Here is a 17,010-nt window from a genome sequence, read left to right as displayed (position 1 = left end):
CATAAACGGCCATTGATGTCACACTGACATCATGCTTTACTGGCAATCGTGATTTCATCTGCTAGATTCATTGCGGCGCGACCTCGGTTTGCACGTTAGGTTCCCGCGCCTAAGGGATTCCCCTAGGATCAATCAGGCCCAACCTGATATTCGCCATTTCCAATAGCCATTACTGTGACGCCATTCTCATTGCATGAACGGAGTCAGGCTATTGTGTGCGATCGCAATTCAGTGGCAACCCACCCTCTGGAACCCCTCGGTCCGTGCACCTGCACCGCCGGGCGCGATCTGCCGACGATTCACGATCGTCGCCACACACGGCCATCCGTCAACCAACACGACGTGGTGGAGATGAACATGCCAATCGACCGTAAAGACTGGGCGCAACGCTTCCCCGAATTTCTGGTCGAGGCCGAAACGCTTCTCGCCAAGTCCGAAGAATGCCTGAGCCATCTGCAACTGATCAGCAATGACAAGGATGCCATCGACTGCATGCTCGGCACTCTGCTGAAGCTGGCCGGCCGCGCCGAAGCCTTGGCACTGGAAGCAATCTCCGAGTTTTCCCTGCACATCTACAGTCTGCTGAATCTGACCCAGGATCGCGTCGATCTGCACGAACAGGCCCTCGATGCCTTGCGAGACTGTTTCACCCTGATGGCATGGCAGCTTGAGCTGGTCGATCATAAAACCGGACAACTGAGCCTTGATGGCAGCGAGCAGACAGCCCTGCTTGAGGCCTTCGCGGCACAAATGGGCCAGGACACGTTCGAACCGAAGATGATGAGCAAACGTTTGCTCTCTGCGCCCTTTACCGCGCATCAGGCTTAAGCCTGCAATCCGCGATATTGTCGTAAATGAATGCTTCGTACCTGAAAGCGACAATCCGGGGCAAATAATCTGCCCGACCAACGGCTGATTTCCAGATGCCGCCATCAGGGTTTTCCCTGTGTGTTCCCCGAGACACTTCCAGGCAAAATCGAAGTCGTCCAACTACAAGAATTCCAACTTTTTCCAATATGGAACTTGCGTCCACGATCCGGTATTTCCTGACTGAATGGACATATATAGCGACCGCGACCAACGGTATGTTAAGTGGTATTATGCCGCCGGTTAATTACCTGCCGTTTAATGGCACAGTGACTCCAGCGTTTCATCAGCAATGTTATTGCCGGTCAATGATTGCTTAACGAATGCGGTATGAATCAATAACATAATTGACAGTATTTCCACACAGAGATCCGCCAGTCACCGGTCGGTCTGCCCGCAGCGAACATCCATTGGCTCCATCCGTTATGTACGCCAGTCTCAAGTCACTCATTACATGGCCACCTTCTCGGGAAAACGCCCGGCGCTTCACACTTGTTCTGTGTGTTCTGGCGACCTTGGGCAGTCTGCTGGCGTATGTTGTTTCCGCACGCCTTCCCTTGGGATTGCTGGCACTCGACGTTGCCGCCACCGCGTGCGTCTGGGTGCAATATCGCTTGTCGCGCAAATCGATCAAGTTTCAGCCACAAGAGCTGGCTGATCGACTGCTGCAAGTCCAGGAAAACGAGCGCCATCGCCTCAGCCGTGAATTGCACGACGATATCGGCCAGTTGCTCACCGCCGCCAAGCTGCAAAGTGACTGGCTCAAACGCCGCCTGCCGGAAGATCTGCAGGAACAATGCAAAGTCCTCTGCGACACGCTGGATGAAACCCTGACCAAGGTGCGTGACGTCTCGGCGATTCTCAATCCACGTCAATTGACCAGCCTGGGACTCGAAGCCAGCCTGCGTGCGCATTTGCTCAAGACACTGGCCAACACGCCGGTCAACTGGAGTCTCGATTGCCAGCAGCGGCTCAACGGCATCCCCGAGGAAATGGCCGTCGCCGCGTTTCGCATTGCCCAGGAAGCCGTGACCAACATCCTCCGGCACGCACAGGCAAAAAACCTGTTGATTCGGGTACAGCGATTGCCGCAAGGTCTGACGCTGTTGATCAGTGATGACGGCCTGGGTTTTGCCCCGGCGGCCGATCCGGCCAGAGAAGGTCAACGCGGCATGGCCGGAATGGCCGAGCGCATCGAACAGTTGGGCGGCACATTGAGCGTTATTAGCGAGCCGGGCAAAGGCACTCGAATCGAAGCACTTTTCCCGTGGGCGCCTCGGGCACTCGAACGGGCCAGTACGAATAAGGTTATGCGTTGACTTGTAACTTACTTCTAGTGGATGACCACTCGCTGATCAGAGCCGGCGTGCGTGCTCTGGTTCTGGATATTCCCGGTTACGCGGTAATCGGCGAAGCCAGTGATGGTTCGCAATTGCTCGAAATGGTCGAGCAACTGAGCCCCGACATCGTATTGCTGGACATCTCGATGAGGGAAACCGGTGGCCTGGAAGCGCTGCAACGCCTCAAGCGTGTGCGGCCGCAGAGCAAAGTGCTGATTCTGTCGATGCACACCGATCCGGCGCTGATCATGCAGGCGCTGGAGTCCGGTGCCCATGGCTACCTGCTCAAGGACACCACGGCCACCGAGCTCGAGCACGCGCTGGAAGCCCTGCGCAACAACGAACGCTACCTCAGCCCGGCCATCGCTCATACGGTGATCAATCAGGCACTGACCCGCAACCAGAAAAGCCAGCCGGACATCGCCGATTCGCACAATCTGACCGCGCGCCAGCTGGAAATCCTTCGGCTGATCGTGCGCGGTAAATCGACCCGGGAAATTGCCAACGGCCTGGGCTTAAGCGTCAAGACCGTGGAAACCCACCGCGCACAGATCATGAAGCGCCTGCAAATCTACGACGTGGCGGGCCTGGTGCTGTTCGCTGTGCGTGAACAGATCATCAGCCTTGATGACTGATTGACGGTTGTTGGCCCAATAACGGCGAGTCCTTCGGCAGATGCACCTGCAACGCTGCAGGTTTCGCAACAAATCGCAGACTGTCGCCTTCCAGCGGCTCGCCATCGAGATTGATGCTCAGCCCTTCGGCGACCTTGATCTCGACCCACGGCAAACGTGCCCGCACAAACATGTTGTCGAGGCCGAAGCCCTCGCTCAGCAGATTCTTCAACGTGCCGACCAGCTCCTGCGGTGCCGGCAGAATGCTGATGTCCAGCAAACCATCGTCGACTCGCGCCTCGGGGCACAGCACATGGCCGCCACCCGCCTGCCGTCCGTTGCCGATTCCCAGTGCGAGCAGTTCACCCTGCCAATGAAAGTCCGGCCCCTGCAACTCGCCATAAGCGGCATGCAGCTCGCTGAACCGGGTCAGGCCGGTAAACAGATAAGCGGCACCGCCCAAGACTTTTTTCAAGTCTTCCGAGGTATTGGCGGTCACCTGGCTGCCGAATCCGCCGGTCGCCATGTTCAGGAAAATCTGCCCGCCCACCTCGCCCAGGTCGATATCCGAGGGCTGAACGTCCAGTAGCTCAAGGGCTTCGGCCGGCTCCAGGGAAATACCGGCGGCACGGGAAAAATCGTTGGCGGTGCCCAGCGGCAGGAGGATTAGACTGGCTTTCTGCGGATGCTGCGCCAGCGCTTCGGCAATATCGCGCAAGGTGCCATCACCGCCACCGGCGATGATTTTGCTGTAGCCGGCCGCCAACGCTTCCTCGACCAGACGCTGGGCGTCGCCAGCCTCCCACGTCACTCGCACAGCCAGTTCCCAGCCTTGCTCACGCTTGGCTTCGACGGCAGCGCGGACATCTTCGTTGAGTGCCTGTTTGCCATGCAAGATCAGCAGTGCCCGGCGTTCACTCATAACGTCACTCCAAGAATTGAAATCGATTGAAACATCTTGACCACTGCGCGCGTTAAAAAAGCCGCAGGGATGGCAATTAATTGCTTTTCAAACGGCCAGCGTCCTACACAGCGGTATTTTTTCGTACGGAACAAGAGGAATCGGCTTAATTGACCCCGTCCGATCATTGGGTCACCGTGTGCCGGCAGCACCAACTTTCAACTCAATAACACAAGGATGTGCCGGTAATGAACGGATACCCCGCGATTCATTTCCATGAATCGAGCAATGGAATAATCAGCAAGCGTGCAGTTGCTACGACCAGCGAGTACTTCCATGCGCAACCATGAAACCAAGGCACCGGTGAGTCCGGTCGCCGCTCTCGCCGAAAGTCGTGCCAGCAAGAAACCAGACTTCTGTAACAGCGCCAAGACCCCTGGAGAGTTTGATATGGAACCCCGAGTCAGCGAGCTGGAGACTCACTTCAAATACATGCGCCGCGACATGGACGAAGTGCTCAATGATGTGCGGACGATCAAACACCGTCTGGCGTATTCGGCGGGTGCCACCGCTGTCATCCTTGGACTGCTGGGATGGGTGGCCAACAGCCGATTCGACCAGTTGGTGACGTTGATCAGCAACTGACCGAATCATTCGTTGCACGCGCCGTGCTTACTCGCCGACGCGTGCATGGGCAAGACCGGCTACCCCAGCAGGTCACTGAGGGGAATGAAGCTCACTGCGTCACCCTCGCTCAGCGTGCGGCCCTCTCGGACTTCCACCAACCCGTCGGCCCACGCGGCGCTACGCAGCACACCCGAACTCTGGTTGCGGTAAATGATCGCCCGCCCCTGTTCCAAGCGCCCGCGCAGATATTCACGACGGTTGCCGGCCACCGACCAGACAAAACCTGCTGGCACTGCAAACTTGAGCGGTTCGACGGCTTGCACACCCAGGCGACGCAAAAGATAAGGCCGCGTCAGCAGGGCGAACGTCACCAGCGTCGAGGCGGGATTGCCGGGCAGGCCAATCACCGGCACGTTGCGAAAATGGCCGAAGGTCAACGGCTTCCCGGGCTTGATCGCCAGTTTCCACAGGTCCAGCTCGCCTTCTTCACGCAGGGCAATGCCGAGGAAATCCGCTTCACCGACCGAGACCCCGCCGGTAGAGAGGACCAGATCGACATTTTGCAGCTCACCCAGCCGCGCCCGCGTGGTGGGTAGATCGTCCGGAAGAATTCCGCCATCGATGACTTCGCAGCCCAGACGCTGCAGCCAGCTGCACAGAAGTACGCGATTGCTGTTGTAGATCTGGCCCGGACCCAATGCCTGACCGGGTTCAACCAGCTCGTCGCCGGTGGACAGAACCGCCACCCGCGGCTTGCGCACGACGTTAACCCCGGCACAGCCAAGCGAAGCAGCCAGGCCTTGCTCAATCGGTCCGAGCCGGGTTCCAGCTTGCAGCACCAATTCGCCGACCGTGGTTTCCTGCCCTTGCGGACGAATGTTCTGCCCGGCTTTCAAAGGTTCAAGAAAGCGCACTCGGCCGTCGGCCTGAACTTCGGCGTTTTCCTGCATCTCGACACAGTCGGCGCCCGGCGGCAGCGGTGCCCCGGTGAAGATGCGTGCGCAGGTGCCTGGTTCCAAAGGTTGTGGAGATCGCCCGGCGAAGACCTTTTGACTGACCGGCAGCGGCTCGCCTTGCCAATCCGCCAGGTTCAAGGCGTAGCCGTCCATGGCGCTGTTCGGCCACGGCGGCAGATCCAGCGTCGAGATCAGATCTTCCGCCAGCACCCGCCCTTCGACTTGCGCCAGCGGCAAGTGCTCGCGCTCGACAATGCGCGACGCATCGGCCATGGCCAGCAAACGCTCGAGCGCCGTTTCGACAGGCAGCAAACTGCCGGTCTTGCCTGGCTTACCCACGGGATTCACAAGGCGCCGCCTGCTTCAGATGGGTGACGAAGTTGCAGGGACGATGACGGGCGTCCAGTTGCTCAGCAAGAATGCCATCCCAACCGGTGCGCACCGCATTGGTCGAACCCGGCAGGCAGCACACCAGCGTGCCGTTGGCCAGACCAGCCAAGGCCCGGGACTGCACGGTCGAAGTGCCGATATCGGCTACGGAGATCTGGCGGAACAGTTCGCCAAAACCGTCGACCTGCTTGTCGAGCAGGCATGCCACCGCTTCCGGCGTGCTGTCACGCCCGGTGAAGCCGGTGCCGCCGGTGATCAACACAACCTGAACCACATCGTCGGCAATCCAGTTGGCGACTTGCGCGCGAATTTTGTAGAGATCATCTTTAAGCAAAACCCGCTCGGCCAGCGCGTGACCGGCCGCGATCAAGCGATCAACGAAGACCTGGCCGGAGGTATCGGTTTCCAGGGTTCGGGTGTCGCTGACAGTCAGCACCGCAATATTGAGCGGCACGAAAGGTACATCAGCCTTGGCTTTCATAGGCTCTTCCAGTTGTAGGGAAAACAGCCCGGTGTTATATCACAGCGGCTCATTTTTCCGCCGCCCCTCTGGAGAGTCGTCATGCCCTCGAACAACCCGTTGCCACCCTGCTCCGTCCTGCTTCTGGCCGGTGGACGCGGTCAACGCATGGGCGGTCAGGACAAGGGCCTCATCGAGTGGCTGGGCGAGCCGTTGATCGCGCATCTGCAGCGCAAGGTACGGCCGTTGACCGACGATCTGATCATCTCCTGCAACCGCAATCGCGAGCGTTATGCCGGGTTTGCCGATCAGTTGGTGATGGATGATGAAGGCGATTTCCCCGGGCCGTTGGCCGGGATTCGGGCAGGGCTGAAGGCTGCACGGCACTCGCATTTGCTGGTGTTGCCCTGCGATGTGCCGCGAATCGACGAGGCGCTGCTGAAGGACATGCTGGTGACTGCCGATCAGCAACATGAAAAACCTTTAATGCTGCGCCATGGCGAACATTGGGAACCGCTGCTGTGCGTGATTCCGGTGGCGCTGTTGCCAGAGTTCGAAGCGGCATGGAATGCTGGCGAACGCAGCCCGGGGCGGGTAATGCGCAGCCTCGGTTCCGTTGCATTGCAATGCCCTGACAACGATCCGCGACTGGCCAACCTCAACACCCCCGAATTGTTACATCTGCACAACACTGTGTCAGACTGACACTATCCAAGGAACTCTCACGCCTTGTTTACGTCTCAAGCTCAGTAACCAGAAGATTTCCCATTCGGAGACACACTCATGACTCAACGGACCCTCGCCACTTTCATGCTCGCACTGGGCCTGGCAACCCTCGCAGGTTGCTCCTCGCCAACAGTGATCACCTTGAATGACGGTCGCGAAATCCAGGCCGTCGACACCCCGAAATACGATGATGATTCGGGCTTCTACGAGTTCCAGCAGCTGGACGGCAAAGAGACCCGCATCAACAAGGATCAGGTTCGTACCGTTAAAGAGCTGTAAGGCTCCGCGTCGTTACCGGATACAGAAAAGCCCGCATTGTCATGCGGGCTTTTTCATGGGCGCTCGGAAAGCAGTTTCAGCATTACCACTGCAAGGTGATTTGACTCTCGAACTCCCGCAATTCCCCGGTCACCGGGTCAATGAAGCGCAGGCCCTGCGCAAGCAGCTTCAACGGGTTGGCGTAGTCGTCCTCGACATCTTTCAACACAGTCGGATAAAACGGATCGTTGCAAATACTCGCTCCCAGCGCCGTCATGTGCACCCGCAGCTGATGCTTTTTGCCGGTCACGGGATACAGGCCATAGCGCCACAGATCACCATTTTTCTCACGCACTTTGACCGCCGTTTCGGTATTGCTGGCGCCAGGCCCTTCCTGCATGCGGAAAAACGGCTCGCCATCGACCAGGCGGCTCTTGTGCACCAAAGGGAAATCCAGCTCGGGCAGCGCCGGGGCGATCGCTTCGTAGCGCTTGTCGATCTGCCGGGTCGGGAACAATGACTGATAGGCCGAGCGGGTCTGCGGATTGGCCGAGAAGATCACCAGCCCTGCGGTGTGCCGGTCAATGCGGTGCAGCGGCACCAGATGCGGATTGTCCAGCCGACGGATCAGCCGCCGCAGCAGGGTTTGTTCGACATATTCTCCGGCCGGGGTGACTGGCAGAAAGTGAGGTTTGTCGGCCACCACCAAGTGTTCATCGGCATAGAGAATCGACTCGAGAACCGGGATCGGCTTTTCGTCCGGCACCTCACGAAAGTAATGAATGCGCAGCCCTTCCCTGTACGGCAAGTCCAGCGCAATTGGCTGGCCCTGCGCATCCAGCACCCGTCCGCGAGCAATCCGGTCAAGCCACTGTTCGCGGCCGATGGCACTGAAGTGCTCGCACAGGCAATCGAGTACCGTCAGCCAGGAACCGGGCGGCAGGTACAAGGTGCTGGCCTGATTGTGCGCAGCGGAAAATACGGGACTGGACATACGAAACAGAATTCCTCAATGCAAGCCGGCATTATCCAACAGTGAGGCAAAGCCACCTAGCGCAGTTTCATCAGGCCGGAATCGACTTGAGTGCCGCCGCTTCGGTGAACTCCTTCAGCCAGCGCAACACATCGACCGCTTCCCAACGCCCTGGATCGTACAACGCGTATAACAGTCCCTGATAACCGACCACATCCAGCTGCTTGTGATAACCGGCGCGTTGAAAAAGGGCTTCGATTTCGGCAAAGCAGGTATTGAAATGCAGCTTGTTGAATGGCGTCTTGCCTTCCGTGACCAGCCCGTCCAGGCGCAATTCGAGGACGGCCTCGCGCACCACGCCCACCGACATCCGGTTAACGCTGCTCTTCAACTGTTCGACATTGACCACGGTTCATCCCTCTGACTCGATTGCTGTATGGACATACAGTAACCGAAGAATTCAGCGAGCGCCAACGCAAGGATGTATCGCTGCGACCAGCGGAAGGATCAAGGCAAAATCAACAGCCTAAAAATGCCACTACCTGGTCGCCACTGAACGGCCAATCCAGCTCAGCGCCAGTGTCGACCCGCCGCAGTACCGGGATGCGCAAGCTGTATTTTTCGAACCACGATTCGTCTTCGGTGATGTCCACCAATTCAACCAGCAGACCATGCTCGACGAAGGGCATCAGCTCGGCTTCGGCAACTTCACACAGATGACACCCGAGGGTGCCGAACAGCTGACATTCTGGAGACATGACGGCATTACCGGAAAACAAGTGAGCCCATTCTAGGACGCCACTAAACCCTCGTCGACCCGGCGCCGCCCAAAGGACCCAGCGCTCCCGGCGCAAAATCCTGACGCAAATCATTCAGCGCAAATTGCAAATGCGTCATCCTCGCGGACTTTTTGCCTCTACGCTTCAGAGGCCAACGCCCTGACAGCGGAGTGTCCCGTGTTTGCAAATCTGTTGATCATCCTCGCCTCATCCCTGGTGGTGATTGCCCTGTTCCGGCGCCTGCGACTGCCGCCGGTGCTGGGTTACCTGTGCGTGGGATTACTGGTCGGGCCGAACGCATTCGACTGGGTCAACGAGAGCGAACATCTGCCCGATGTCGCCGAGCTGGGCGTGGTGTTTCTGCTGTTTTCGCTGGGTCTGGAGTTCTCCCTGTCGAAGATGATTGCGCTGCGTCAGGTGGTGTTTCGCCTCGGCAGTCAGCAAGTGCTGATCAGCACAGCGCTGCTCGGCACACTGTTGATGGGCCTGGGCATGCCGCTGATGCCGGCGCTGTTGCTCGGTGCAGGGTTATCGCTGTCATCCACGGCGATCGTGACCAAGGAGCTGGGCAGTCTTGGTGAAGTATTCAGCAGCCACGGCCAGAACGCGGTCGGCGTGTTGCTGTTTCAGGACGTTGTCGCGGTATTGCTGCTGACACTGGTTCCGGTCTTCGCCGGCACCAGCGAGCAGGCCTGGTATTGGGCCTTGCCGCTGACCTTGGGCAAAACCGTGGTGCTGTTCTTCGGCCTGCTGCTCGCCAGTCGCTGGTTATTGCCACGGCTATTTCATGAGGTGGCGGCTTCGCGCTCTGCGGAGCTGTTCGTCCTGCTGGCGCTGGTAATCGTGCTGCTGACTGCCTGGCTCACGCACTTGCTGGGGCTGTCGCCTGCACTCGGCGCTTTCCTCGCCGGCATGTTGCTCGGGGAAAGCCATTACCGGCACCAGATCGAAGCCGACATCCGGCCCTTTCGCGACATTCTGCTCGGCGTGTTCTTCGTCAGCATCGGCATGCTGATCGACCTGCAATTGTTTGTCAGTCACAGCCTGTTGATCATCGGCCTGACGCTGGGCCTGATGCTGATCAAAGGCATCGTGGTCGCGCTGCTGGTGAAGTGGCGCGGCAGTGACAGCGAAACCGCATGGCGCAGCGGCCTGGCCCTGGCCCAGGGTGGCGAATTCTGTTTTGCCTTGATGGCGCAGATGCAGCAAAACAGCCTGTTGCCGGCCGAACCGGGCGCCCTGCTGCTCGCGGCGACCTTCTGTTCGATGCTGCTCACGCCACTGCTGTTGCGTGCGGCGCCGCGCATTGCCGCCGTGCTGCACCGCAAGCCCAATCAGGAGGCGCAGATCGAACAAATCAGCGCGCTCAACGCCGACCTCGACCAGCACGTGGTGATCTGCGGCTACGGTCGCGTCGGCCAGTCCATCGGCCGCTTCATGGGCAATGCCGGGCAAGCCTATGTTGCGCTGGACAACGATCCGGTGCGGGTGCAGGAAGCCGCATCTGCGGAAAGCGACGTGCATTACGGCGACTCGGCGCGTGGCGATCTGCTTACTGCGGTTGGCCTGTTGCGCGCCAGGCTGCTGGTGATTGCCGTGGATCAAAGTGACGTGGCGTTGCGCATTTTGCGTGAAGCCCGCCGCCTCAACCGACAGGTGCCGATTCTGGTACGCACCCGTGACGACAGCCAATCGGCGGAACTCAGAGCCGCCGGCGCCACCGAGGTGGTGCCGGAGCTTCTGGAGTCGAGCCTGATGCTCGCTTCACACGCGCTGATCATGCTCGGCCTGCCCGCGCACAAAGTGCAGGAGAAGGTCGATCAAGTGCGCATCGATCGCTATCGCCTGCTCCACGGTTTCTATCCCGGAGCCAATGATGAGGAAATCTAGTCCTGACTCACCGCGCCGATCTTGTGCAGCGACAGGTCGGCGCCGTAATACTCTTGTTCCTGACTCAGGCGCAGCCCATGCAATGCCTTGATCGCGCCGTAGACGACGAAGCCGCCGACCAGCGCGACCGCGACGCCAAGCGCAGTGCCGATCAACTGGCTGATCAGGCTGACGCCGCCCAGGCCACCCAGCGCAGACTGACCGAAGATGCCGCAGGCAATCCCGCCCCACACGCCACACAAACCATGCAGCGGCCATACGCCCAGCACATCATCAATGCGCCATTTGACTTGCGCAGCGGTAAAGCACCAGACAAACAAGGCTCCGGCGATCGCGCCGGTTACCAGCGCACCGACCGGATGCATCAGGTCGGAGCCGGCGCAAATCGCCACCAGCCCGGCCAACGGGCCGTTGTGCAGAAAGCCCGGGTCATTGCGCCCGACGATCAACGCGGCGACGGTGCCACCGACCATGGCCATCAGCGAGTTGACCGCGACCAGGCCACTGACACCTTGCAGGGTCTGCGCGCTCATCACGTTGAAGCCGAACCAGCCGACAATCAGGATCCACGAGCCCAGTGCGAGAAACGGAATGCTCGACGGCGCGAACGCGACCAGGCGCCCATCGCGATAGCGACCATTGCGCGGGCCGAGCAGCAGAACAGCGGCCAATGCCAGCCAACCGCCCACGGCATGCACCACCACCGAGCCGGCGAAATCATGGAATGCCGCGCCAAACTGCGCCGTCAGCCAACCTTGCAAGCCGAAGTTGCCGTTCCAGATCAGCCCTTCGAAAAACGGATAGATAAACGCCACGATCAGCGCCGTCGCGCACAACTGCGGGACGAAACGCGCGCGCTCGGCAATGCCGCCGGAAATGATCGCCGGGATGGCGGCAGCGAAGGTCAGCAGAAAGAAAAACTTCACCAGTCCATAGCCATGGTCAGCCGTGAGCACCGCTGCCGGTTGCATGAAGGTGACGCCATAGGAGATCCAATAGCCTATAAAGAAATAGGCCAGGGTCGAGACGGCGAAGTCGCTGAGGATTTTCGCCAGCGCGTTGACCTGGTTCTTCTGCCGGACCGTGCCGACCTCCAGAAAGGCGAAACCGGCGTGCATCGCCAGTACCATCACCGCACCGATCAGAATGAACAACGTGTTGGAGCTGTGAACCAGCGTGTCCACAGCGCTTTGCAGATTTTCCATTAGGAGGCAGACCCAAGGCTAAAAGGCACCAAAGCGGTTCATGCGGGCATTTCATGCACCAAATTACGACTCACCAGTCATTCAACGGCAGGGTCGATGAACTGATTTGGCGCATGAATCGATGTCCGAACACGAACCGCCGGCAAATGAATTAGAGTTTTTCTGCTTGGACGCCCGGCAACAGCGCACCTACGCCGAGCGACGCACCACGACACAGCAAAAGTTGTACCAGGCATTTGCACTGAACCTTCGCGCAAGGCTCATACTCGAACGCTTCAAAGCCACCTACGGAGATCCACCCATGGCCAGCATCAAGGCAAAGACTGCTCAAGAAATCCTGATGAACGACTTCCAGACTCTGGTCGCCGACACCGAACGCCTGCTCGAGCACACCAAGACCCTCGCTGGTGATCAGGCCGATGAGCTGCGTGCCCAGATCCACGACAGCCTGCTGCGTGCCCGGGAAACCCTGAAAGTGACTGAAGACACCCTGCGCGAACGCGGTCAGGCGGCGGTCACCGCTACTGAAGACTATGTATCGGCCAACCCATGGCAATCGGTGGGCATCGCTGCCGGCGTCGGCTTTCTGATCGGCCTGCTGGCAACTCGGCGCTGATCATGTCGATCGGTGAATCCGGCCCGACTGCGGGCACCGCCTCCTCCACGCGTCGCCTCGGCGCCGCCGTTCTGGGCCTGCTGCACAGTCATGTCGAGTTGTTCGGCATCGAATTGCAGGAACAGAAATCACGCACCGTCAGCCTGCTGCTGTTCGCGGGCTTGGCACTGGTGTTTGCCCTGCTGTTGCTGGTAGGTCTGTCGACGCTGGTGATGATCATCTTCTGGGACACCTACCGCCTGGCAGCGATCATCGGCCTGTGCGTGTTTTACACGCTGGCGTCGATCTTCTGCGGCCTGCGCCTCAAAGCGGCGATTTTCGATGAGTCCTCACCTTTCCACGGCACGCTCGAAGAGCTGGCCAACGACCGGGAGCGTCTGCTGCCATGAGCCTGCCTGAACTTCCGCACAACAGCTCGCGCCGGGAAATGCGCAAGGCGCTGATCCGCCTGCGCATGGAAATGCACCGTCAGGAAATCCGCCACGAGACCGCGCAAGTGTTGCAACCGTTGCAGCGCATGCGTGGCATGAAGCAGAACGTGCAGGACGGTTTCGGCATCAAGCACGCGCCGTTGTGGGGCGTGGCGGCGGTGACGCTGCTGGGTTTCCTCACCGGCAAAGGCTCGAAACGCAGCAGTGGTGGCGGTTTGACGCGACTGCTGCGTCTGGGCACGACGCTTGGGCCGCTGATCAGACTGGTCATTCACAGCTCGGGCAAACGCTGAAGCGCCCATCTGGCTACATTCTTGCAATAGCGCCGGGATGAATCTCCTTATCGGGAGATTCCATCCCGCGTGCCTATCCGGCAAGCGCGGCCAAACCAAAAACAAGATTAAGGACTTGCCGTGATCGACGGGCAACCGCTCGCCTGTTTTCAGCCTTTCATCGATACCGCCACCGGCCGCATTGCTGGTGTGGAAGCACTCGGTCGCTTGCGCCAGAGCGATGGTCAACTGACCTCGGTCGGGCCATTGTTCGCCGACCCACGGACCCCGGCCACCGCCTTGCGCCGTCTCGATCGGCAGATCCGTGACCACGCCCTCAGCCGCCTGCATGAAGCGCCGGCGGAGTGGTTTCTCAGCCTGAACATGTCGCCACGCTGGATCAGTCGCCTGCGCGCCGATCAAGCGCTGCCAAGCCTCAAGCAATTGGCGCGACACCAGGTTGATCCGCAGCGCATCGTTTTCGAAATCACCGAACTGGGCGGTAACAGCGAACGCCTGGCCCACGTGGTCGGGCGCTACCGTGACGCAGGGGCGAGAATCGCCATTGATGATTTCGGCGCAGGCTATTCGCAGCTGGATCGGGTACTGGCCCTGCAACCGGACATTCTCAAGCTCGACATGCGCCTGTTTCAGGCTGCGGCCCTCGGCGGACCGAGCAGTGACGTGGTCAAAGCACTTGCGCAGATGGCCGAAAAAACCGGCTGCTGGATCATCGCTGAAGGCGTCGAAACCGAAGCGCAGCTGAATTTCGCGCTGGAGTGCGGCTCGCGCTATGTGCAGGGATTTCTCTTCGCCCGAGCACAAGAAGAATTCTTCGCTACCGATGCCTTCGTCGCGCATTTCGCGCAATTGCGGCAACGCTACGTGAAGCAGAAACTCAGCGAGCGCGGACGGCTGATGCAAATGCGTCAGCAGCTCAGCGAGCTGATGGCGATTCTGCAGCAATGGGCGCAGGCCCGCGCCCCGCTCAGTGCATTGCCGCAATTGCAGGCGTTTCCCTGGCTGCTGCGCTTTTATCAGTGCGACCGCCACGGCACGCAACTGACGCCCAACCTGGAATGGCGCCATGACGGCTGGTTTGCCGATGATCGCTATCTGGGGCACAACTGGTCGTGGCGACCGTACTTCTATCATCTGCTGGCCGAAGGCTGGGAAGAACGCCGCCTGACCCTGTCCAACACCTACCGCGACGCCACAAGCAACCAGTATTGCCTGACTGCCGGACAGTTCTTCGATAACGGTGAACGGCTGCTGCTGATCGATATCGATGCGGCGGGTCTGTAGTTCCGCTTGCAGGCGCGGGGCCGAACCGGGAAGCTAGGGCGATCAGTCACCAGACGGAGAGATTCAGCCTTGGATTGGCCAACCCTGCTCAACCGCGAACGCCTCGGCAAGCCGCTGCACAGCCCGCAAGAACTCGGCCGCAGCCCTTTTCACAAAGACCATGACCGCATCATTTTCTCCGGGGCCTTCCGCCGCCTCGGGCGCAAGACCCAAGTGCACCCGGTCACCAGCAACGATCACATTCACACGCGTCTGACTCACTCGCTGGAAGTCAGTTGTGTCGGCCGTTCGCTGGGCATGCGTGTCGGTGAAACCTTGCGCAGCGCGCTGCCAGACTGGTGCGACCCGGCCGACCTCGGCATGGTCGTGCAGTCGGCCTGCCTGGCCCATGACATCGGCAATCCGCCGTTTGGCCATTCCGGCGAAGACGCCATTCGCCACTGGTTTCAACAAGCCGCCGGGCGCGGCTGGCTCGATGGCATGAGCGAAGCCGAGCGTGGTGACTTCCTCAATTTCGAGGGCAATGCTCAAGGCTTTCGCGTGCTGACGCAGCTGGAATATCACCAGTTCGACGGCGGCACACGCCTGACCTACGCGACGCTGGGCACCTATCTGAAGTACCCGTGGACCGCGCGCCACGCCGACTCCCTCGGCTACAAGAAACACAAATTCGGCTGCTACCAAAGCGAACTGCCGCTGCTCGAACAGATCGCTCACAAGCTCGGCCTGCCGCAAATCGAAGACCAGCGCTGGGCACGCCATCCACTGGTCTACCTGATGGAGGCCGCCGATGACATCTGCTATGCGCTGATCGATCTCGAAGACGGTCTGGAAATGGAGCTGCTCGAATATGCCGAAGTCGAGTCGTTGCTGCTCGGGCTGGTGGGCGACGATTTGCCGGAAACCTATCGCCAGCTCGGCCCGCAGGATTCCCGCCGGCGCAAACTGGCGATCCTGCGCGGCAAGGCCATCGAGCACCTGACCAACGCGGCAGCGCGAGCATTTGTCGAACAGCAGGATGCTCTGCTCGCCGGCACACTGCACGGCGATCTGGTCGAACACATGCACGGGCCGGCAAAGCGCTGCGTGTTGAACGCCAAGGACATCGCGCGCAAAAAAATCTTCCAGGACAAGCGCAAGACCCTGCATGAAATCGGCGCGTACACGACGCTGGAGATTCTGCTCAATTCGTTCTGCGGTGCCGCGCTGGAGCAGCACAACGGCCGCACGCCGTCGTTCAAGAGCCGGCGTATTCTCGATTTGCTCGGCAACAATGCGCCGGATCCGCAGGGTTCGTTGCACAGCTCGTTTCTGCGCATGATCGATTTCATCGCCGGCATGACCGACAGTTACGCCAGTGACATGGCACTGGAAATGACCGGGCGTTCAAGCCACTGAGTCTGGTGGGGTCAGCCGGTCACTGATCTGACCGGCTGACCACCATGAGAGTTTTCGCTGAATGCCCCTGTGAACCAGGTGAGATTCAACTACGCTTGACCCATTAACCCGATCAAATAAACACCGCTAATTAAACGCAACTTTAAACATCGACAAATAATTGAATATCAATATTGGCCTTCGGATCATTTCAATCTTCGGCCAATTGATTGCTCGCCCTTCCTTACGCCGAACCTAATTTCAACGTAGTCTCTTTCCTCATTACGCGTAGGATTAATCCGATAACGTAGTCGCGACACTACCAGTCCATGCGAGTGCTCATGCATCTGAGCTAAGGTGCGCGCTTTATTCATGCTTGCATGGGACTCTATTTATGAACTCCGTTTTTATTGTGGACGATCATCCGGTCATCCGCCTCGCCGTGCGAATGCTCCTGGAACATGAAGGCTACAAGGTCGTCGGCGAGACCGATAACGGTGTCGATGCCATGCAGATGGTCCGTGAATGCATGCCCGACCTGGTCATTCTCGATATCAGCATTCCCAAGCTGGACGGCCTCGAAGTACTGGCCCGCTTCAACACCATGGGTTCCAATTTCAAGATTCTGATTCTGACGGCGCAGTGTCCTACGCTGTTCGGTATCCGCTGCATGCAATCCGGTGCATCGGGATATGTCTGCAAGCAGGAAGACTTGAGCGAATTGGTCAGCGCAATTAAAGCGGTACTTTCCGGTTATAACTATTTCCCCAGTCAAGCGCTTAATCCGGTGCGCGCCGACGACACTCGATACGCTGAACTTGAACTGTTCAAATCCGTCAATGACCGCGAACTGATGGTATTGCAGTTATTTGCTCAGGGACGTACCAACAAGGAAATAGCCAAGGGCATGTTTCTGAGCAACAAGACCGTCAGCACTTATAAAAAGCGTCTGATGCAAAAACTCAAAGCCAGATCCCTTGTAGAACTTATCGAGATGGCCAAACGTAACGCACTCGTGTGAGA

At 59.1% G+C, this 17,010-nt stretch carries 20 protein-coding genes; 13 read left to right on the top strand and 7 right to left on the bottom strand.

The window, feature by feature from the left end; genetic code table 11:
• The first annotated feature begins 357 nt into the window (after positions 1-357).
• From F8N49_RS02185 to F8N49_RS02175, 3 genes are all read left to right on the top strand, one after another.
• Positions 358-828 carry a hypothetical protein gene (locus tag F8N49_RS02185; RefSeq protein ID WP_122707647.1) on the top strand — a complete coding sequence of 157 codons (471 nt, stop codon included), beginning with the start codon at positions 358-360 and terminating at the stop codon, positions 826-828.
• A 464-nt stretch (positions 829-1,292) separates the two neighbouring features.
• The gene (locus F8N49_RS02180; RefSeq protein WP_122700119.1) at positions 1,293-2,186 is read left to right on the top strand and encodes a sensor histidine kinase; all 894 of its coding nucleotides are present in this window, start codon (positions 1,293-1,295) and stop codon (positions 2,184-2,186) included.
• The gene (locus F8N49_RS02175) at positions 2,183-2,842 is read left to right on the top strand and encodes a response regulator transcription factor (RefSeq protein ID WP_041478445.1); all 660 of its coding nucleotides are present in this window, start codon (positions 2,183-2,185) and stop codon (positions 2,840-2,842) included. The genes F8N49_RS02180 and F8N49_RS02175 overlap by 4 nt, the downstream gene beginning before the upstream one ends.
• Here the strand turns inward: F8N49_RS02175 and yegS are convergent.
• Positions 2,826-3,743, bottom strand: a complete 918-nt coding sequence (yegS, locus tag F8N49_RS02170) for a lipid kinase YegS (protein WP_122700120.1) — start codon at positions 3,741-3,743, stop codon at positions 2,826-2,828. The genes F8N49_RS02175 and yegS overlap by 17 nt on opposite strands.
• A 315-nt stretch (positions 3,744-4,058) precedes the next feature.
• Between yegS and F8N49_RS27835 the strand changes: the two genes are divergently transcribed.
• On the top strand, positions 4,059-4,367 hold the full coding sequence (locus tag F8N49_RS27835; RefSeq protein WP_016770834.1) for a hypothetical protein: 309 nt from the start codon (positions 4,059-4,061) through the stop codon (positions 4,365-4,367).
• A gap of 59 nt (positions 4,368-4,426) precedes the next feature.
• On the opposite strand, the gene glp is transcribed toward F8N49_RS27835, so the two are convergent.
• Together glp and moaB are read right to left on the bottom strand one after the other, a co-directional pair.
• Positions 4,427-5,653: a gephyrin-like molybdotransferase Glp gene (gene glp / locus F8N49_RS02160; protein WP_151550697.1), complete on the bottom strand. Its 1,227-nt coding sequence runs from the start codon at positions 5,651-5,653 to the stop codon at positions 4,427-4,429.
• Complete coding sequence (gene moaB, locus F8N49_RS02155; RefSeq protein ID WP_016770598.1) at positions 5,637-6,176, bottom strand: molybdenum cofactor biosynthesis protein B; 540 nt, start codon at positions 6,174-6,176, stop codon at positions 5,637-5,639. The genes glp and moaB overlap by 17 nt, the downstream gene beginning before the upstream one ends.
• A gap of 81 nt (positions 6,177-6,257) precedes the next feature.
• Here moaB and mobA point away from each other — a divergent pair, with 81 nt between their 5' ends.
• Positions 6,258-6,860 (top strand): molybdenum cofactor guanylyltransferase MobA, encoded by a 603-nt coding sequence (mobA, locus tag F8N49_RS02150; RefSeq protein WP_151550696.1) that lies wholly within the window; start codon positions 6,258-6,260, stop codon positions 6,858-6,860.
• A 78-nt stretch (positions 6,861-6,938) separates the two neighbouring features.
• Positions 6,939-7,160: a YgdI/YgdR family lipoprotein gene (locus F8N49_RS02145; protein ID WP_016770600.1), complete on the top strand. Its 222-nt coding sequence runs from the start codon at positions 6,939-6,941 to the stop codon at positions 7,158-7,160.
• 82 nt (positions 7,161-7,242) lie between these two features.
• Here F8N49_RS02145 and F8N49_RS02140 read toward each other — a convergent pair whose 3' ends face one another.
• The 3 genes from F8N49_RS02140 to F8N49_RS02130 all read right to left on the bottom strand — a co-directional run bounded on the left by F8N49_RS02140 (position 7,243) and on the right by F8N49_RS02130 (position 8,870).
• Positions 7,243-8,133 carry a pseudouridine synthase gene (locus F8N49_RS02140; protein WP_151550695.1) on the bottom strand — a complete coding sequence of 297 codons (891 nt, stop codon included), beginning with the start codon at positions 8,131-8,133 and terminating at the stop codon, positions 7,243-7,245.
• Between the two features lie 70 nt (positions 8,134-8,203).
• Positions 8,204-8,521, bottom strand: a complete 318-nt coding sequence (locus tag F8N49_RS02135) for a transcriptional regulator (RefSeq protein WP_122751444.1) — start codon at positions 8,519-8,521, stop codon at positions 8,204-8,206.
• Between the two features lie 109 nt (positions 8,522-8,630).
• Entirely contained in the window at positions 8,631-8,870 is a 240-nt protein-coding gene (locus F8N49_RS02130; protein ID WP_024013696.1) for a glutaredoxin family protein, read from the bottom strand.
• A gap of 198 nt (positions 8,871-9,068) precedes the next feature.
• Between F8N49_RS02130 and F8N49_RS02125 the strand changes: the two genes are divergently transcribed.
• Positions 9,069-10,781: a monovalent cation:proton antiporter-2 (CPA2) family protein gene (locus F8N49_RS02125; protein ID WP_016770839.1), complete on the top strand. Its 1,713-nt coding sequence runs from the start codon at positions 9,069-9,071 to the stop codon at positions 10,779-10,781.
• Here the strand turns inward: F8N49_RS02125 and F8N49_RS02120 are convergent.
• Positions 10,778-11,986: an ammonium transporter gene (locus tag F8N49_RS02120; RefSeq protein ID WP_073472450.1), complete on the bottom strand. Its 1,209-nt coding sequence runs from the start codon at positions 11,984-11,986 to the stop codon at positions 10,778-10,780. The genes F8N49_RS02125 and F8N49_RS02120 overlap by 4 nt on opposite strands.
• A 301-nt stretch (positions 11,987-12,287) precedes the next feature.
• Between F8N49_RS02120 and F8N49_RS02115 the strand changes: the two genes are divergently transcribed.
• The 6 genes from F8N49_RS02115 (at position 12,288) to F8N49_RS02090 (ending at position 17,008) form a co-directional block, all read left to right on the top strand.
• Positions 12,288-12,602, top strand: coding sequence for a YqjD family protein (locus F8N49_RS02115; RefSeq protein ID WP_016770842.1), 315 nt, complete (start codon positions 12,288-12,290; stop codon positions 12,600-12,602).
• A gap of 2 nt (positions 12,603-12,604) precedes the next feature.
• Positions 12,605-12,991, top strand: a complete 387-nt coding sequence (locus F8N49_RS02110) for a phage holin family protein (RefSeq protein WP_008079909.1) — start codon at positions 12,605-12,607, stop codon at positions 12,989-12,991.
• A complete protein-coding gene (locus F8N49_RS02105) occupies positions 12,988-13,326 on the top strand; it encodes a hypothetical protein (protein WP_151550694.1) in 339 nt (112 codons plus the stop codon). Before F8N49_RS02110 ends, F8N49_RS02105 begins: the two co-directional genes overlap by 4 nt.
• Positions 13,327-13,446: 120 nt before the next feature.
• Entirely contained in the window at positions 13,447-14,610 is a 1,164-nt protein-coding gene (locus F8N49_RS02100; protein WP_016770845.1) for an EAL domain-containing protein, read from the top strand.
• Between the two features lie 69 nt (positions 14,611-14,679).
• Positions 14,680-16,008: a deoxyguanosinetriphosphate triphosphohydrolase gene (locus F8N49_RS02095; RefSeq protein WP_016770846.1), complete on the top strand. Its 1,329-nt coding sequence runs from the start codon at positions 14,680-14,682 to the stop codon at positions 16,006-16,008.
• 373 nt (positions 16,009-16,381) lie between these two features.
• Entirely contained in the window at positions 16,382-17,008 is a 627-nt protein-coding gene (locus F8N49_RS02090) for a response regulator transcription factor (protein WP_016770847.1), read from the top strand.
• The last annotated feature ends 2 nt before the right edge of the window (positions 17,009-17,010 follow it).

The sequence above is a fragment of the Pseudomonas sp. GXM4 genome (genome assembly GCF_008923895.1).
GTDB classification, from domain to species: domain Bacteria; phylum Pseudomonadota; class Gammaproteobacteria; order Pseudomonadales; family Pseudomonadaceae; genus Aquipseudomonas; species Aquipseudomonas atacamensis.
This window is presented reverse-complemented; position numbering and strand designations above follow the sequence as displayed.

Excerpts from the sequence above, each read along its gene's own strand:
- F8N49_RS02180 (WP_122700119.1), top strand. The coding sequence starts at position 1,293 with ATGTACGCCAGTCTCAAGTCACTCATTACATGGCCACCTTCTCGGGAA.
- F8N49_RS02140 (WP_151550695.1), bottom strand. The coding sequence starts at position 8,133 with ATGTCCAGTCCCGTATTTTCCGCTGCGCACAATCAGGCCAGCACCTTG.
- F8N49_RS02115 (WP_016770842.1), top strand. The coding sequence starts at position 12,288 with ATGGCCAGCATCAAGGCAAAGACTGCTCAAGAAATCCTGATGAACGAC.
- F8N49_RS02130 (WP_024013696.1), bottom strand. The coding sequence starts at position 8,870 with ATGTCTCCAGAATGTCAGCTGTTCGGCACCCTCGGGTGTCATCTGTGT.
- F8N49_RS02090 (WP_016770847.1), top strand. The coding sequence starts at position 16,382 with ATGAACTCCGTTTTTATTGTGGACGATCATCCGGTCATCCGCCTCGCC.
- moaB (WP_016770598.1), bottom strand. The coding sequence starts at position 6,176 with ATGAAAGCCAAGGCTGATGTACCTTTCGTGCCGCTCAATATTGCGGTG.
- F8N49_RS02110 (WP_008079909.1), top strand. The coding sequence starts at position 12,605 with ATGTCGATCGGTGAATCCGGCCCGACTGCGGGCACCGCCTCCTCCACG.
- F8N49_RS02185 (WP_122707647.1), top strand. The coding sequence starts at position 358 with ATGCCAATCGACCGTAAAGACTGGGCGCAACGCTTCCCCGAATTTCTG.
- F8N49_RS02120 (WP_073472450.1), bottom strand. The coding sequence starts at position 11,986 with ATGGAAAATCTGCAAAGCGCTGTGGACACGCTGGTTCACAGCTCCAAC.
- F8N49_RS02145 (WP_016770600.1), top strand. The coding sequence starts at position 6,939 with ATGACTCAACGGACCCTCGCCACTTTCATGCTCGCACTGGGCCTGGCA.
- mobA (WP_151550696.1), top strand. The coding sequence starts at position 6,258 with ATGCCCTCGAACAACCCGTTGCCACCCTGCTCCGTCCTGCTTCTGGCC.
- F8N49_RS27835 (WP_016770834.1), top strand. The coding sequence starts at position 4,059 with ATGCGCAACCATGAAACCAAGGCACCGGTGAGTCCGGTCGCCGCTCTC.
- F8N49_RS02105 (WP_151550694.1), top strand. The coding sequence starts at position 12,988 with ATGAGCCTGCCTGAACTTCCGCACAACAGCTCGCGCCGGGAAATGCGC.
- yegS (WP_122700120.1), bottom strand. The coding sequence starts at position 3,743 with ATGAGTGAACGCCGGGCACTGCTGATCTTGCATGGCAAACAGGCACTC.